We start from the raw sequence: 14,448 nt of genomic DNA, 5'->3' as shown, positions 1-14,448 counted from the left end.
GCCGCTCCTAGCCGAGCGGCTTCGCCTTCTTCAAATTGGCGACCAGCTCCTCCAGGAAGGTCGCGTAGCCCTGATAGCTGAAGGGGGCCTCGGCGCTCCACGGGTAGAGCTGGCCGGCCTTGACGGCGGGGAGCTTGGCGAAGGTGGGCTTCTTCATCATCTCCTCCGGCTTCAGCGCCTGGGTGCGGGTGTCGTAGAGGATGACGTCGGCCTCGTACTCGTCGGCGTTCTCCCAGCTGAGGGTCTGGAAGAAGCCGCCCTCGTCCACCTTCTCCGGGGTGACGACGTTGAGACCGGCCGCGGTGAGGTGCTTGATGTCCGGGTACTCCGGCGGGTTGACGATCCAGAAGGCGTCCGCGCCGCCCGAGACCATGAGGATCTTGAGGTCCTTGAACTGGGCGAGCTCCTGGGTCGCGGCCTCCATGCGGGCCTTGGCCTCGGGCACGCCGGCCATGTCGGCGCCGAGCGACCTGGCCAGCTCCTCGTAGCGGGAGATCACCTCGGTGGCGCTCTTGCCGGTGAGCATGATGCCGGCCGTCGGAGCGACCTGCTCGATGGTGTCCTTGGACTTCTCGGGCACGTACCAGAGGGTGCCCTTGACGTACATGTTGCTGACCAGGAGGTCGGGCTGGAGCGCGATGTACTGCTCGACGTTGAACTCGTCCCAGACGTTGCCGAGGCCCTGGACCTGGGTGATGTCGACGTTGCCGACCTGCGGGTCCTTGCTGCCGTCCTTCAGCTTGTGGGGGCCGAACACGCCGACGGGGCGCACGCCGAAGTCCCACAGGGCGGCGGCGGAGCCGACCTGGGCGACGATCCTGGCGGGGACCTTGGGCAGGTCGAGCTTCTTGTCCCGGTCGTCGGTGAAGGTCCAGCCCTGCGCGGGCGCCGCGGAGCCCGAGGGGGCGGCCGAGCCCTGCGGCGCGGCCGTCGTGCCGCCGCCGCCGCACGCCGCCAGTGCCAGGGCCGCCGCGAGTCCTGCCGTGGCCGACAGGAAGCCCCTGCGCGCAAGTACCGGTCCCGACATGAGGTCTCCTCTAAGGTTAGGCTTGCCTGGTTATCGAATCATTAGATTAGCCTTGCCTAAGTTTGACTGCGACGGAAGGGGGTCGGGTGCGCCCGGCTGAGAACACGACGGCGAGGCGCGCGGCGTCCGGCCCGGGCTCCGGCCAGGCGGGCGAGCCGGACGCGTCCGTCCGGCGGCCCTCGTGGGCGCGGCCCCCGGTGCTGGTCGCCGGGCTCGTGGTCGTCGTGGCCGCGCTGGCCCTCGTGGTCCTGGCGAGCATCGCACTCGGGGCGCGGCCGGTGCCGTTCTCCACCGTGATCGACGCCTTCCTCGCCCCGGACGGCTCCAACGACCACACGGTCATCCGCGAGCTGCGCGTGCCGCGCACCCTGCTCGGCCTCGGCGTGGGCGCCACGCTCGGCCTGGCCGGCGCGCTCATGCAGAGCCTGACCCGCAACCCTCTCGCCGACCCGGGCCTGCTGGGCATCAACGAGGGCGCGGCGCTCGGCGTCACGCTGGCGCTCGGGCTGTTCGGGCTCAGCGACCCGGCGGTCTACGTGTGGTTCGCCTTCGGCGGGGCCGCGCTGGCCGCCGTCATGGTCCACGGCCTGGCCTCCTCAGGGCGGGCCGGGTCCGGGCCGGTCCGGCTCACGCTGGCCGGCGTCGCGCTCGGCATGGTCGCCACCGCCCTGTCCTCGGCGATCCTGCGCATGGACCAGCAGACCTTCGACCGGATGCGGTTCTGGCTGACCGGGTCGCTGGCCGGGCAGACCTCCGACGTGCTGGTCAGGCTGGCGCCGTTCATGGTCGCGGGGCTGGTCCTCGGCCTGTCGCTGGCCCGGCCGCTCAACGCGCTCGCGCTGGGCGACGACGCGGGCCGCGCGCTCGGCGTCTCCATCGGCCGCACCCGGGCGCTGACCGGCGTGGCCGTCACGCTGCTGTGCGGGGCGGCCACGGCGGCGGCCGGGCCGCTGTGGTTCGTGGGGCTCATCGTGCCGCACGCGGTGCGCGCCCTGGTGGGGCCGGACCAGCGGTGGGTGCTGCCGTACTCGGCGCTGGCCGCTCCGGTGCTGCTGCTCGGCGCGGACGTGGTGGGCCGCCTCATCGCCCGCCCTGGAGAGGTGCAGGTGGGAATCGTGTGGGCGGTGATCGGCGCGCCGATCTTCATCCTGCTGGCCCGGCGCAGGCGGGTGGCCGCGCTGTGAACGTCCGCGTCGGCCCCTGGTCGATCCGGCTCGCGCCCCGCGCCATGATCGTGGGCGTCTGCCTGGTCCTGGTGGGTTTCGGGGTCACCGTGGCCGCGCTGTCGACCGGCGAGCTCGCCGTGCCCGCCGCCGACATCGTCAAGGCGCTGTTCGGCGAGGGCACGCCGGTCGCCGAGCTCATCGTGAGCAAGCTCCGCGCGCCGCGCGTGGTGACCGGGCTGCTGGTCGGGGCGGCGTTCGGGCTGAGCGGCGCGATCTTCCAGTCGCTCACCAGGAACCCGCTCGGCAGCCCCGACTTCATCGGCTTCACCGCCGGGGCCTCGACCGGCGGCATCCTCGTGGTCGTCGCGGGCGGCTCGGCCCTGATGATCGCGGGCGGCGCGCTGGCCGGCTGCGTGCTGACCGCCGCCCTCGTGTACGGGCTGGCCTTCCGCGGCGGCGTGCAGGGCTACCGGCTCGTCCTCGTGGGCATCGGGGCCAACGCGCTGCTGCTCGCGGTCAACTCGTACCTGCTGACCCGGGCCAACATCAACGACGCCGCCACCGCCGGGGCCTGGCTGACCGGCAGCCTGAGCGGGCGCGGCTGGGACCACGCGCGCCCGGTCGGGCTGGCGCTGGCCGTGCTGGTGCCGGTGTGCGTGGCCCTGTCCCGCCCGATGCGCATGCTGGAGATGGGCGACGACGCGGCCAAGGCCATGGGCATCAGGGTCGAGCCGGTGCGCGCGGTCGCGATCGCGGCCGGCGTGCTGCTGTCCGGCGTGGCGACCGCCGCCGCCGGCCCGGTCGTCTTCGTCGCGCTCGCCGCTCCGCAGCTCGCCCGGCGGATCACCCGCTCTCCCGGCGTCACCATGGGCGCCTCGGCGCTGATGGGCGCTGTGCTGCTGACCGGCGCCGACCTCGCCGCCCAGCGGCTGCTCGCGCCCACCCAGCTACCCGTCGGGGTGCTGACCGCCGCCATCGGCGGCACGTACCTCGCCCTGCTCCTGCGAAAGGACCGCCACTGATGCCCGACGTACGCCTGTCAGGCGCCGGCCTCACCCTCGCCTACGACCAGCGGGTCGTGGCCACGGACCTCAGCGTGGCGATCCCCGACGAGTCCTTCACCGTGATCATCGGCCCGAACGCGTGCGGCAAGTCCACCCTGCTGCGCGCGCTGGCCCGGATGCTCAAGCCGAAGGCGGGCGCCGTCCACCTCGACGGCAGCGTGATCACCTCGCTGCCGTCGAAGGAGGTCGCGCGCCGGCTCGGGCTGCTGCCGCAGACCTCGATCGTGCCGGACGGCATCACCGTGGCCGACCTGGTGGCCCGGGGCCGCTACCCGCACCAGAAGCTCATGCGGCAGTGGTCGAAGGCCGACGAGACGGCCGTCACCGAGGCGATGCGCGCCACGGACGTCGCCGGGCTGGCCGACCGCATCGTGGACGAGCTGTCCGGCGGTCAGCGGCAGCGTGTGTGGCTGGCCATGGCGCTGGCGCAGGAGACGCCGATCCTGCTGCTGGACGAGCCGACCACGTTCCTGGACATCTCCCACCAGATCGAGGTGCTCGACCTCTGCGCCGACCTGCACGAGGAGGGCCGCACGATGGTGGCGGTGCTGCACGACCTGAACCAGGCGTGCCGGTACGCGACCCACCTCATCGTCATGCGCGCCGGCCGGATCGTGGCCCGGGGCGATCCTCGCGAGATCGTCACCCCCGAGCTGGTCCACGAGGTCTTCGAGCTCCGCTGCGAGATCATCGTCGATCCGCAGTCGGGCACCCCGCTCATCGTCCCGGAGGCGCGCCGCCGCGTCTCCGCCTCCACCGGCTGACCCGAGTCCGGCTTTCCTTCTGGATGGAACGTCGCGGAACGCGCCAAAAGACGTGGAACGGCGCCGCCGCACGGGCGACCCTTCTGCCCGGATGACGTGACACGACCTCAGGGGGAAGACCAATGGACCACGCCGTCGTCATCGGCGCCAGCATGGCGGGGCTGCTCTCCGCCGCCGCGCTGCACCGCCTGTTCGCCAAGGTCACGGTGCTCGACCGGGACACGCTGCCCGCGGCGGACGCCCACAGGAAAGGCACCGGGCAGAGCCGCCACGCCCACGGCCTGCTCGCCAAGGGCTGCGCGGCCCTGAACGAACTGCTGCCCGGCCTCTCGGCCGAGCTGGTCGCGCGGGGAGCGCTGCCGTGCGACCCCATGAGCCAGGGGCGCAACGTGCACGACGGGCACCGGCTGGCCCGCGGCCCCGGCGGCGGCCTGGACGGCCTGCTGATGAGCCGGCCACTGCTCGAAGGCCAGGTGAGACGCAGGGTCGCGGCCATGCCGGGGGTCCGGTTGACGGCCGGACGCGCGGTCACCGGCCTGCTCGCCCAGGAGGGCCGGGTCACGGGCGTACGCCTGGCCGACGGGGAGCCGCTGCCCGCCGACCTCGTCGTGGACGCCTCAGGCCGGGGCTCGCGCACCCCGCTCTGGCTCGGCGAGCTGGGCTACCGGCCGCCCCGCGAGGACCGCGTCGCCCTCGACCTGCGCTACGGCACCCGCGAGTTCCGCCGCCGCCCCGGCGACGCGGACGGCGACCTGCTCGTCATCATCGGCCCCACCCCGGAACGCCCGCGGTTCGGGGTGGCGCTGGCGCTGGAGGACGACCGCTGGATCGTCACGATGGGCGGCTACGGCGAGGCCCCCGGCCCCACCCTGCCGGAGTTCGCCGCGTTCGCGGACACGCTGCCCGCCCCCGACCTGCGGCACCTGCTCGCGGCCGCCGAGCCGGTCGGGGAGCCGCGGGCGTACCACACCCCGGCCGGGATCAGGCGGCGCTACGAGCGGCTGACCCGCTTCCCCGAGGGGCTGCTGGTGACCGGCGACGCCGTGTGCGCGTTCAACCCGCTCTACGGCCAGGGCATGACGGTCGCCGCCCTGGAGGCGAAGGTCCTGCTGGAGGCGGAGCTGACGCCGCGGGCGTTCTTCCGGCGCGTCGCGCGGATCGTGGACGCCCCCTGGGAGATCACGGTCGGCGGCGACCTGAGGCTGCCCGTGGTCGCGGGCGAGCCGCCGGCGCGGACGCGGATGGTCAACGCCTATCTGGGGCGTCTCCTCGCCGCGGCCGCGCACGACCCGGAGCTGGCCAGGAGGTTCCTGCGGGTGGCGCACCTGTACGATCCGCCGCCCGCGCTCATGAGCCCGCCCGCGCTGCTCAGAGTGCTCCGCAGCGGCGCACCACGAGCAGTGCCAGTGCCCGCGTGACCGCGCGCAGCTCGCCCAGGTCCACCTGCTCCCTCGGGGCGTGGGCGTGGCGCACGTCGCCGGGGCCGTAGTGCAGGGTCGGGATGCCGCCGGCGGCGTACAGGCGCAGGTCGCTGCCGTAGGGGGCGGCCGACTCGGCCGGGCGCGCGCCGGTCACGTCGGCGACCGCCCCCGCGACCTGGCCGAGCAGCTCGTGCCCGGCCGGCAGCCGCCCGCTGGCGAACTGGCCGCCCGGCCAGCTCACCGCGGGCGGGTTGTCCCGCAGCCACGGGTGCGCGACCTCGGCGACCGCCTCCTCGAACGCCGCCCGCGCCGCCGCCGGGTCCTCGTCCAGCCGCACGCCCAGCCGGCCCTCGGCGACCAGCAGGTCGGGCACGGTGCTGGCCCAGTCGCCGGCGCGGACGACGCCGATCTCGATCGGGTAGGGCATCGGGTTGCCGCCGAACAGCGTGTGCGCGTCCCGGTTGCGCTCGGCCTCCAGCCGCCGGATCGCCTCGAACACCGGCCAGAACGCCTCGACCGCGTTGACGCCCTCGTAGCGGGTGGCGCCGTGCGCGGCCCGGCCGGCGATCTCCAGCCGGAAGGTCAGCGCGCCCGCGTTCGCCGTGATGATCGCGCCGCTGGTCGGCTCGGTGATGACCGCCGCCTCGGCCGTGTGGCCCCGCGCGAGGGTGGCGAACGCGCCGAGCCCGCCGTCCTCCTCGCTGATCACGCAGTGCACCGCGAGCGGCCTGGCCAGCCGCACCCCGGCGCGGCGCACGGCCCTGGCGACCGCCAGGTTGGCGACCAGGCCGGCCTTCATGTCGCAGGCGCCCCGGCCGTAGAGCACGTCGCCCTCGATCCTGGCCGAGAACGGGTCGCTGCCCGCCCACTTGGCCAGGTCGCCGGTGGGGACGACGTCCACGTGGCCCTGGAGCGCCAGCGCCGGCGGGCCCTCGCCCGGGGTCACGGCGGCGACGCCGTAGCCCTCGGAGCGCGGCGCCTCGGTGCCCGGGAAGCCGGGCCTCGCGGTCAGGCCGGGCAGGTCGAGCTTCCACACGTCGACGTCCATGCCGGCCTCGTCGAGCAGGCGGGCGAAACGGTGCTGCAACTCGGACTCGGCGTCGGTGCCCGTGACGCTGGGGACCCGTACGGTCTCGGCGAGCAGGCTGACGGTCTCGGCCTCGTCGATGGCGTCGAGGACTCTGGCTTCCACGTCGTGCATGGAGCACACCCTAGGGCAGTGAACCCGTCGCGGGCCTCAGGGCGATACAGGTCGTGCGGACATGGGTGAGCTGGATCGCGGTGACGCCCTTCGCCCTGTGGGCGGCGGTGCGGGCGAGCGGGTTCGAGCCGGACTGGCCGTGGGTGCCGGTGGTGGCGTACACGCCGTACGCGGCGGGGGCGGCGGCGCTGGGCGGGCTGCTCGCGCTGGCGCTGCGCCGGCCGGTCGCGGGCGTGGTGGCGTTCTTGGCGCTGGTGGTGCTGGGCGCGGCGGTGCTGCCGCGCGCCCTGCCCGACGGCGGCCCGCCCCCTGGCGGCGCGGCCGGCGGGCCCGCCCTGCGGGTGCTGGCCGCCAACCTGCTGGTCGGGCGGGCCGACACGGCGGAGCTGATGGGCCTGGTCCGGCGGCTGCGGCCGGACGTGCTGGCCCTCCAGGAGTTCACGCCCGCCGCCATGGAGCGGCTGGAGGAGGCGGGGGTGCGCGAGGCGCTGCCGTACGCGGTGACGCGGGCCCGCGAGGGCGTCGGCGGGTCCGCCGTGTACGCCCGGCACCCCCTCACCGCCGGCCCCGCCATCGAGCTGGGCGGGTTCGGACAGGCCAGAGCCTTTCTGCGGCATCCCGGCGGCGCCCGGGTGGAGGTCGTCTCGGTGCACCCGTGCGCGCCCAAACGGTACGGCCGCCAGCCCTGCTGGCGGGGCGGGCTGGACGCGCTGCCGCGCGGGGGCGGCACGCTGCGCGTGCTGGCCGGGGACTTCAACGCCACGCTCGACCACCTGCCGATGCGCGCGCTGCTGGCGGCCGGCTACCGGGACGCGGCCGACGTCATGGGCCACGGCCTCACCGCGACCTGGCCGCAGGAGGGGTCGCGGGAGTGGCTGCCCGGGGTCGCGATCGACCACGTGCTGGCCGACAGGCGGATGGCGGTGCGCGACTTCGCGGTGCTCTCGCTGCGCCGCACCGACCACCGTCCCGTCTTCGCCGAGCTCGCCCTGCCCTGACCCGGCTCAGCCCTGGCTGATCGCGACCTCGTGGAAGCGGGCGGCGAAGCCCTTGCCGGTGGGGGCCGCGGCCATCGCGCCGGCCAGCGCGGGCTCGCCCGGCGGGAAGTAGGCCAGCCGCAGCAGGGTCTCCGGCGGCTCGCCGTCCAGCCCGTAGCGGACGGTGACGGCGTCGCCCTCCCGCTCCAGGCCGATGCTCACCCGGTCGGCCGCCCGGCCCAGCGGCAGCACCGACCAGTCGGAGAACGTCCTGGTCACGACCGTGCTGAGGTGGAAGGCGCCGTCGACGTACTCCACGCCGGCCTTGATCCAGTCGTCGCCGCCGATCCTGAGGATCGCGCCGGCCTGGTCGTACTGCTCGGCGTACGCGGCGGCGAAGGTCACCGTCAGGCGCAGGTCGCCGGGGACGGTGCGGCCGAACAGGTGCGCGGTGTCGTAGGTGTAGCCGTAGTGGGTGGCGTTCCACAGGTCGGTGCCCGGTTCGCAGACGAGGGTGAGCCCGTCGTCGGTGCTCCATTCGCGGGGAGCGTTGAGCCACTGCCAGCCGGATCCGCCGAAGGCCGTGATCATGGCTTCATCCTCTCCGCGGGCGTACCGGAAGTCCAGGGGCGCGGCTGCTCATAGACTTGAGCCGTGGAACAGCCCAAGTTCGAGATTCAGATGCTGCACGACCGGGTCATGATCAAGCTGGAGGCGGAGGCGGAGGAGCGGCGCAGCGGCTCCGGCATCGTCATCCCCGCCACGGTCAAGCTCGCCAACCGGCTGGCCTGGGGCGAGGTGTGCGGCGTCGGGACGAACGTACGCGCCGTCAAGGTGGGCGACAAGGTGCTGTTCAACCCCGAGGACCAGTTCGAGGTCGAGGTGCACGCCCAGGTCTATCTGGTGATGCGCGAGCGCGACCTGCACGCGGTGGCCACGCAGGAGACCGACCACGGCACCGGCCTCTACCTCTGACGGCGGCGGCCCGCCCGCGCGGGCGGCTCAGACGAAGCGCTGGGCCACCTCGATGGCGTCGACGCCGACCGTGAGCAGCCCGAAGTAGACGATCACGCCGGCCGCGGCCACGGTGACGATCAGCACGACGACGCGGACGGTCCAGCCCTGCCGCTTGTACCACTGCGTCCAGGCGTGCAGGGTGCGCTTCCCGAACTCCAGCAGCTTGTGCGCCCAGTGGAACTCCGTGGCCAGCACGGCGAGCCCGGCGAAGACCACGAGCCAGCCGGGGCCGGGGAAGGGCACCATGATGAGCCCGCCCACGACCATGATCGTTCCGATGACGCCGATCACGATCTTCAGTGTCAGCGCGCCGGTGCGGGTGGCGCGGATGCCGTCGAGCCAGCCGTGGATGCCGCCGCGGCGTCCGGGCATCTCGGAACGGCCGGCGGCCGCGTCCTTGATAGCGTCGGCTTCGCCGGTGTCGGCGTTCTGAATCGGCACATTTCCCCCCGGCAGTCGGTATGTCCCCCAGGATACGGGCCTGGCTGCCTGTTCACTTGCAAGCGACTAGCAGCCCGCCAAACATGTCAAACGGTAAAATTTCCCGCTGAATACGGCCGCTGATCAGCTCATTCCGGCAAATATCGGTTAATGTCTGCTATGCCCGAAGTCCTGCTCCGTACCGTCACCGGTCCCGTACGAGCCGCGGCCGTCACCGGCGCCGTCCTCCCCCACGAGCACCTGCGCACCGACCTGCGCTGGGGCGTCGGCGTCGACTCCGACCCGTACCGCTGGCTCGACGAGGAGCAGGCCGTCATCGCCGAACTGCGCGAGCTGCGCCAGTCCGACGAGCTCGGCCTCGTGGTGGACCTCACCTGCATGGGCATGGGCCGCGACGCCGCCGCCCTGGCCCGCGCCGCGGCCGGCAGCCGGGTGCCGGTCATCGCCTCCACCGGGCTGTTCGCCGAACCGTTCACGGGCGTGCGCGAGGAAGGCGTCGAGGAGCTCACCCGGCGGCTCATGCACGAGATCTCCAGCGGCCTCGACGGCACCGGCGTCTTCCCCGGCGTCATCGGCGAGGTCGGCTCCTGGGGCCCCGAGCCCACGGCGGGCGAGGAGCGGTGCCTGATCGCCGCCGCCCACGCCGCGCTGCAGTCCCGGCTGCCCGTCGCCACGCACGGGCGCAACGCCCCGGCCCTGCTGGAGATCCTGCTCGGCCGCGGCCTGCCCGCCGCGCGGGTGGCCGTCGGCTACGCCGGCACCGACGTGGGCGGCGCCCGCAAGATCGCCGAGGCGGGCGCGTACGTGAGCCTCGGCGCCCTCGGCCTCGGCGCCGACCAGACGGCCAGGATCGCCCTCGCCCTCATCGAGGACGGCCACGCCGGACGGCTGCTGCTCAGCTCGGGCCTCAGCCGCGTCGCCCAGCTCCGCAAGTACGACGGCCACGGGTACGCCCACCTGTTCCACGCCCTGCTGCCGCGCCTGCGCGAGGCCGGCACCGCCGAGGACACGATCCGCCTCGTCACCCGCGACAACCCCCTCCGCTGGCTGACCTCCGGCTCCGGCTGACCCCGTTCGCCCGGCCGCTACGGTGGGTCCCATGACCGCGGTGTGGGTGATCAGCGGACCGCCGGGCGCGGGCAAGTCCACGGTGGCCGCCGAGCTGCTGGCCCGCCTGTCCCCCGTGCCCGCCCTGCTCGACAAGGACACCGTCTACGGCGACTTCGTGGCCGAGGTCCTGCGCGCGCACGGCCGTCCCGGCGGCGAGCGCGAGGGCCCCTGGTACGACGAGCACGTCAAGCGCTTCGAGTACGCGGGCCTGACCCGGCTGGCCCGCCAGATCCGCGGCCACGGCTGCCCGGTGCTGCTCGACGGCCCGTTCACCACGCAGGTGCACGACGCGGAGCGGTGGGCGGAGTGGGTGGCGGAGCTGGGCGGCGCGCCGGTGCGTCTGCTGTGGGTGCGTTCCGACGGCCCGACGCTGCGCGCCCGCCTCACGGCCCGCGGCCACGCCAGGGACGCGGGCAAGCTCGCGGACTTCGCCCGCTACCTGCGCGACATCCGCGTGGACGAGCCGCCGGTGGTGCCCCACCTGGAGATCGACAACCGGCCCGGGGCCCGCCCGATCGCCGACCAGCTCACGGCGGCAGGCGTCGGGCAGCCACCGCCGTGGTAGCCGCCGCCTGCGGCGTCACCCCGCACGCCCAGAACAGCGGCACCTCGCCGTCGCGCACCTCGACCGCGTCGCCGAAGTCCGGCCGGGCGAGGTCGCCGATGCCGAGCCCGGCGGGGTCGCCCACGTGCACGGGCGCGCCGTGCACGCGCGGGTAGCGGCCGCTCACCTCGACGGCGGTGCGCAGGTCGCCGCCGAACAGCGCGGTCGAGCACGCGCCCGGCTCCCCCACGTCGAGCACCGGGCAGGCCCCCGGGTTGTGGTGGGCGAACAGCAGCAGGTCGTAGCGCAGCGCCGCGGGCACCGCGATGAGGTTGGCCTGCGTCCAGCCCCGGCACCAGCCGGCGGTGGGCGCCCGCCCGCCGGCGCGGAAGCGCTCCCGGGCCTGCGCGGGGCTCAGTTCGGCGACGTCCTCCACCCCTTGACAGTAGGTCGGCGCAGGTCAGGTGGTCCACCTCACAAGCGGGCGTGAAGTCCGTGTCTCACGGGGTAGCGGGTCTCGCCGTACGGCTCGATGTGAACCTCCTCGACTACGTGCTCATCACCCTCTACTCCGCGACCGTGCTCGCCATCGGCATCGCCGCCCGCAAAAGGATCAGCTCCAGCCTGGACTTCTTCCTGGCCGGACGCGGCCTGCCGGCCTGGATCACCGGCCTCGCCTTCGTCTCGGCCAACCTGGGCGCGATCGAGATCCTGGGCATGGCGGCCAACGGCGCCCAGTACGGCGCGATGACCGTGCACTACTACTGGATCGGCGCGGTCCCCGCGATGGTGTTCCTCGGCATCGTGATGATGCCCTTCTACTACCGCTCCAAGGTGCGCAGCGTCCCCGAGTTCCTGCGCAGGCGCTTCAACGGCGCGACGCAGCTGCTGAACGCGATCACCCCTCACCGTGCTCGGTCTGATCAAGGTGGGCGGGATCAGCGGGCTGGCCGACAGGATCCGCCAGAGCCCGCTCGGCGAGCCCGGCCTGCACACCTGGGCCGGCACCGCCGGCCAGAACCCCATGCAGGCGCACTGGATCGGCATCGTGTTCGAGCTCGGCTTCGTGCTGTCGTTCGGCTACTGGACGACGAACTTCGCCGAGATCCAGCGGGCCCTGTCGGCCAGGAACACGAACGCGGCCCGGCTGACGCCGATCGTGGCCGCGTTCCCGAAGATCTTCATCCCGCTGGTGACGGTGCTGCCCGGCATGATCGCGCTGGTGCTCTTCAGCGACCTCGGCAAGGGCCAGGCGTACAACTACTCGATCCCGCTGCTCATGCGCGACCTGCTGCCGAACGGCGTGCTCGGGGATCGCGGTGACCGGGCTGCTGGCGTCGTTCATGGCGGGCATGGCGGCCAACATCAGCGGCTTCAACACCGTCTTCGCCAACGACATCTGGGCGGCGCACGTCCGTCCGGGCCGCGACGACCGGCACTACCTGAGGGTGGGCAGGATCGCGACCGTGGCCGGCGTCGCGCTCGGCGTCGGGACCGCCTTCATCGCGGCCGGCTACTCCAACATCATGAACTACCTGCAGGCGCTGTTCTCGTTCTTCAACGCGCCGCTGTTCGCCACGTTCGTCGTCGGCCTGTTCTGGCGGCGGATGACGCCGTGGGCCGGTTTCTGGGGGCTGCTGGCGGGGACGCTGGCCGCGTTCGCGTCGTACGTGCTGTACAAGGCCGGGGTGATCGACTTCGGCACCGAGCTGAACGCCGGCTTCTGGGGCGCGGGCATCGCCTTCGTCGTGGACGTGCTGGTGTCCGTGGTGGTCACGCTGGTCACCACGCGGAAACCGGAGGAGGAGCTGCGCGGGCTGGCATGGGGGCTCAGCGCGGTGGACCTGGAGGACGACGCGCCGGCCGGTGACCGCAGGTGGTACCGGTCGCCGGTCGTGCTGGGCGTGGGCGCGGTCGTGCTGGCCGCCGCGATGTACGGGGTGATCCTGTGAGCGACATCCGCATGGTGATCGGCGGGCTCTTCCTGGTCTACGGCGTGATCCTGATCGTCGCCGGGGTGGCGGGCGCGGCGGTGAACCTCTGGACCGGGCTGGCCATGTCCGTCTTCGGCGGCCTGTTCGTCATCTGGGCCCGCACCCGCCACATCTGAGCGCCGCACCCGGACAGGCCCGGGGCCGTGCCCCGGGCCTCATATGTCGATCAGTACTCGACCTCGAACGTGTGGGGCCCCAGCCCGTAGCCGTCGCCCCGGGGGACGACGTACCCCTCCTCGATCAGCGTCGCCAGGCTCGCCCGCAGCTCGCCCTCCTCCAGGCCGGAGGTACGCACCAGCGTGTCGAGCCTCGCTCCTCCCGTCTCGACCACGCTGGAGGCGACGGCCTCGTACACGTGGATGTCGACGTCGGACAGTTCCTGGACGTCGTGGCCCTCGCTCATGACCGCTGCCTCGCCCCCTCCCGCAGCCGCTCGGGATCCACCTCCCGCTCCGGGTACCTGCGCAGGTACTCGGACTCCAGCTCGTTCGTCCGGGAGGTGTGGCGGGACAGGGCGTCGTCGGAGCCGTGGAAGAACGTGTCGCTCCGGGTGAGGTGGAGCTGGCGCAGCTCGCGGATCAGGTCCTCGTCGCCGAGCTGGGCCGGATCTATTCCCATCGTCGTCATGGGGTCCCCTCTACCCCGGAGTCCTCCGACAATATCTGTCACATTTCCTGACATTTAGGCATTGTCTGTAAGATGCCGCCGCTTTACCTTCCCGTTATGGACCTCGAGCTCCGGCACCTCAGGATCGTCCGCGCGGTCGCGGACGCGGGAAGCGTGAGCAAGGCCGCGTCGACGCTCGGGCTGGCACAACCGGCCCTGACCGCCCAGCTCAAGCGCATCGAGAGGGTGCTCGGCGGCGCCCTGTTCGAACGCGACCGCCACGGCGCCCGGCCCACGAGGCTCGGCGAACTCGTGCTCGCCCGCGCACGGGTGCTCCTCCCTGCGGCCAAGGAACTGCAGGACGAGGCCGTACGCTTCGCCCACGCCCACGCCCCCACCCCCGGCTACCGCATCGGCGCCACGAACGGCCCGATCCTCGGCGGGCTGGTGGACCGGCTGGCGGCGGAGCGGCCCGTCTCGACGTACACGTCCTGGTCGAGCCACGAACTGACCAGCATGGTCGAACTCGGCCGCCTCGACTACGTGCTGACCGGCGCCTGCGGCGACTCCGGCACCCCCTCCGGCTCCCTCGCCTGGGACACCATCAGCCTCGACCCCGTCTTCTGCCTCGTCGCCGAGACCCACCCCGCCGCCAAGGAGAAGGAGGTGGAACTGTCCGACCTCGCCGACGAGCAGTGGGCGGTGACCCCCGGGGACGGCTGCTTCGACGACTGCTTCGCCATGGCCTGCGCCCGCGCCGGCTTCACCCCAGGAACGATCTACGAGACGGACGTCCCCACCTGCACCCACCTGGCCCAGGTGGGCCGCGCCGTCGTCCTCTGCCAGGCCACCCACCAGCCCGCGCAGGGCCTCGTCATGGTGCCCCTGGCCGGCGCCCCGCTGCGCTGGCGCCAGCTCCTCGGCCGCCACCCGACGGCGGCGGACGCCACCTGGGTCGTCACCCAGGCCAAGGAAGCCCACCGCGACGCCGTCTCCCGCAGCCCCACCTACAGCGACTGGCTCACCCGCAACCCCACCTACGGCACCGCCCCCTGACGCGAGAACCCGCACCCTGTCCATTGATCGCCACAACCCCCGGACCATGGAATGATGTCC

At 73.3% G+C, this 14,448-nt stretch carries 19 protein-coding genes; 12 read left to right on the top strand and 7 right to left on the bottom strand.

The features are described 5' to 3' along the window. Positions 1–7: 7 nt before the first annotated feature. On the bottom strand, positions 8–1,027 hold the full coding sequence (locus Nocox_RS13870) for an ABC transporter substrate-binding protein (protein ID WP_020544384.1): 1,020 nt from the start codon (positions 1,025–1,027) through the stop codon (positions 8–10). 86 nt (positions 1,028–1,113) lie between these two features. Here Nocox_RS13870 and Nocox_RS13865 point away from each other — a divergent pair, with 86 nt between their 5' ends. From Nocox_RS13865 to Nocox_RS43010, 4 genes are all read left to right on the top strand, one after another. Beyond that, positions 1,114–2,211: a FecCD family ABC transporter permease gene (locus Nocox_RS13865; RefSeq protein WP_020544385.1), complete on the top strand. Its 1,098-nt coding sequence runs from the start codon at positions 1,114–1,116 to the stop codon at positions 2,209–2,211. Then, complete coding sequence (locus tag Nocox_RS13860; RefSeq protein ID WP_020544386.1) at positions 2,208–3,215, top strand: FecCD family ABC transporter permease; 1,008 nt, start codon at positions 2,208–2,210, stop codon at positions 3,213–3,215. Before Nocox_RS13865 ends, Nocox_RS13860 begins: the two co-directional genes overlap by 4 nt. Then, entirely contained in the window at positions 3,215–4,021 is an 807-nt protein-coding gene (locus Nocox_RS13855; RefSeq protein ID WP_020544387.1) for an ABC transporter ATP-binding protein, read from the top strand. Before Nocox_RS13860 ends, Nocox_RS13855 begins: the two co-directional genes overlap by 1 nt. A 122-nt stretch (positions 4,022–4,143) precedes the next feature. After that, positions 4,144–5,439 carry an FAD-dependent oxidoreductase gene (locus Nocox_RS43010; RefSeq protein ID WP_020544388.1) on the top strand — a complete coding sequence of 432 codons (1,296 nt, stop codon included), beginning with the start codon at positions 4,144–4,146 and terminating at the stop codon, positions 5,437–5,439. Here the strand turns inward: Nocox_RS43010 and Nocox_RS13845 are convergent. Continuing rightward, the gene (locus Nocox_RS13845; protein ID WP_033409681.1) at positions 5,390–6,643 is read right to left on the bottom strand and encodes an ArgE/DapE family deacylase; all 1,254 of its coding nucleotides are present in this window, start codon (positions 6,641–6,643) and stop codon (positions 5,390–5,392) included. The two genes, Nocox_RS43010 and Nocox_RS13845, sit on opposite strands and share 50 nt — an antisense overlap. A 53-nt stretch (positions 6,644–6,696) precedes the next feature. Here Nocox_RS13845 and Nocox_RS13840 point away from each other — a divergent pair, with 53 nt between their 5' ends. Next, the gene (locus tag Nocox_RS13840) at positions 6,697–7,641 is read left to right on the top strand and encodes an endonuclease/exonuclease/phosphatase family protein (RefSeq protein ID WP_020544390.1); all 945 of its coding nucleotides are present in this window, start codon (positions 6,697–6,699) and stop codon (positions 7,639–7,641) included. Positions 7,642–7,647: 6 nt separating this feature from the next. Here Nocox_RS13840 and Nocox_RS13835 read toward each other — a convergent pair whose 3' ends face one another. After that, positions 7,648–8,211 (bottom strand): DUF1349 domain-containing protein, encoded by a 564-nt coding sequence (locus tag Nocox_RS13835; protein WP_020544391.1) that lies wholly within the window; start codon positions 8,209–8,211, stop codon positions 7,648–7,650. Positions 8,212–8,274: 63 nt separating this feature from the next. Here Nocox_RS13835 and Nocox_RS13830 point away from each other — a divergent pair, with 63 nt between their 5' ends. Continuing rightward, positions 8,275–8,595, top strand: a complete 321-nt coding sequence (locus tag Nocox_RS13830) for a GroES family chaperonin (RefSeq protein ID WP_020544392.1) — start codon at positions 8,275–8,277, stop codon at positions 8,593–8,595. Positions 8,596–8,622: 27 nt separating this feature from the next. Here the strand turns inward: Nocox_RS13830 and Nocox_RS13825 are convergent, their stop codons facing one another. Then, the gene (locus Nocox_RS13825; RefSeq protein WP_020544393.1) at positions 8,623–9,078 is read right to left on the bottom strand and encodes a TIGR02611 family protein; all 456 of its coding nucleotides are present in this window, start codon (positions 9,076–9,078) and stop codon (positions 8,623–8,625) included. A 159-nt stretch (positions 9,079–9,237) separates the two neighbouring features. Between Nocox_RS13825 and Nocox_RS13820 the strand changes: the two genes are divergently transcribed. Beyond that, positions 9,238–10,146 carry a phosphotriesterase family protein gene (locus tag Nocox_RS13820; RefSeq protein ID WP_020544394.1) on the top strand — a complete coding sequence of 303 codons (909 nt, stop codon included), beginning with the start codon at positions 9,238–9,240 and terminating at the stop codon, positions 10,144–10,146. Positions 10,147–10,177: 31 nt separating this feature from the next. Next, positions 10,178–10,753 (top strand): P-loop nucleotide/nucleoside kinase family protein, encoded by a 576-nt coding sequence (locus Nocox_RS13815; RefSeq protein ID WP_020544395.1) that lies wholly within the window; start codon positions 10,178–10,180, stop codon positions 10,751–10,753. On the opposite strand, the gene Nocox_RS13810 is transcribed toward Nocox_RS13815, so the two are convergent. Further along, complete coding sequence (locus Nocox_RS13810; RefSeq protein WP_020544396.1) at positions 10,716–11,168, bottom strand: D-glutamate cyclase family protein; 453 nt, start codon at positions 11,166–11,168, stop codon at positions 10,716–10,718. The two genes, Nocox_RS13815 and Nocox_RS13810, sit on opposite strands and share 38 nt — an antisense overlap. Positions 11,169–11,266: 98 nt before the next feature. Between Nocox_RS13810 and Nocox_RS43005 the strand changes: the two genes are divergently transcribed. From Nocox_RS43005 to Nocox_RS13800, 3 genes are read left to right on the top strand one after another with little or no spacing between them, the layout of a single operon-like run. Next, complete coding sequence (locus Nocox_RS43005; RefSeq protein WP_246649786.1) at positions 11,267–12,055, top strand: sodium:solute symporter family transporter; 789 nt, start codon at positions 11,267–11,269, stop codon at positions 12,053–12,055. Next, the gene (locus Nocox_RS43000) at positions 12,052–12,684 is read left to right on the top strand and encodes a sodium:solute symporter family transporter (protein ID WP_020544399.1); all 633 of its coding nucleotides are present in this window, start codon (positions 12,052–12,054) and stop codon (positions 12,682–12,684) included. The genes Nocox_RS43005 and Nocox_RS43000 overlap by 4 nt, the downstream gene beginning before the upstream one ends. Continuing rightward, positions 12,681–12,842: a hypothetical protein gene (locus Nocox_RS13800; RefSeq protein WP_020544400.1), complete on the top strand. Its 162-nt coding sequence runs from the start codon at positions 12,681–12,683 to the stop codon at positions 12,840–12,842. The genes Nocox_RS43000 and Nocox_RS13800 overlap by 4 nt, the downstream gene beginning before the upstream one ends. A gap of 50 nt (positions 12,843–12,892) precedes the next feature. On the opposite strand, the gene Nocox_RS13795 is transcribed toward Nocox_RS13800, so the two are convergent. Together Nocox_RS13795 and Nocox_RS13790 are read right to left on the bottom strand one after the other, a co-directional pair. Then, complete coding sequence (locus tag Nocox_RS13795) at positions 12,893–13,129, bottom strand: hypothetical protein (RefSeq protein WP_020544401.1); 237 nt, start codon at positions 13,127–13,129, stop codon at positions 12,893–12,895. Beyond that, on the bottom strand, positions 13,126–13,353 hold the full coding sequence (locus tag Nocox_RS13790; RefSeq protein ID WP_020544402.1) for a DUF6158 family protein: 228 nt from the start codon (positions 13,351–13,353) through the stop codon (positions 13,126–13,128). The genes Nocox_RS13795 and Nocox_RS13790 overlap by 4 nt, the downstream gene beginning before the upstream one ends. Before the next feature lie 96 nt (positions 13,354–13,449). Between Nocox_RS13790 and Nocox_RS13785 the strand changes: the two genes are divergently transcribed. Then, positions 13,450–14,388, top strand: a complete 939-nt coding sequence (locus tag Nocox_RS13785; protein WP_020544403.1) for a LysR family transcriptional regulator — start codon at positions 13,450–13,452, stop codon at positions 14,386–14,388. Positions 14,389–14,448 lie beyond the last annotated feature (60 nt).

Source organism: Nonomuraea coxensis DSM 45129, from assembly GCF_019397265.1.
Classification (GTDB): Bacteria; Actinomycetota; Actinomycetes; order Streptosporangiales; family Streptosporangiaceae; genus Nonomuraea; species Nonomuraea coxensis.
The sequence above is the reverse complement of the archived record's forward strand: the minus strand, read 5'-3'. Positions and strand labels throughout refer to the sequence as shown.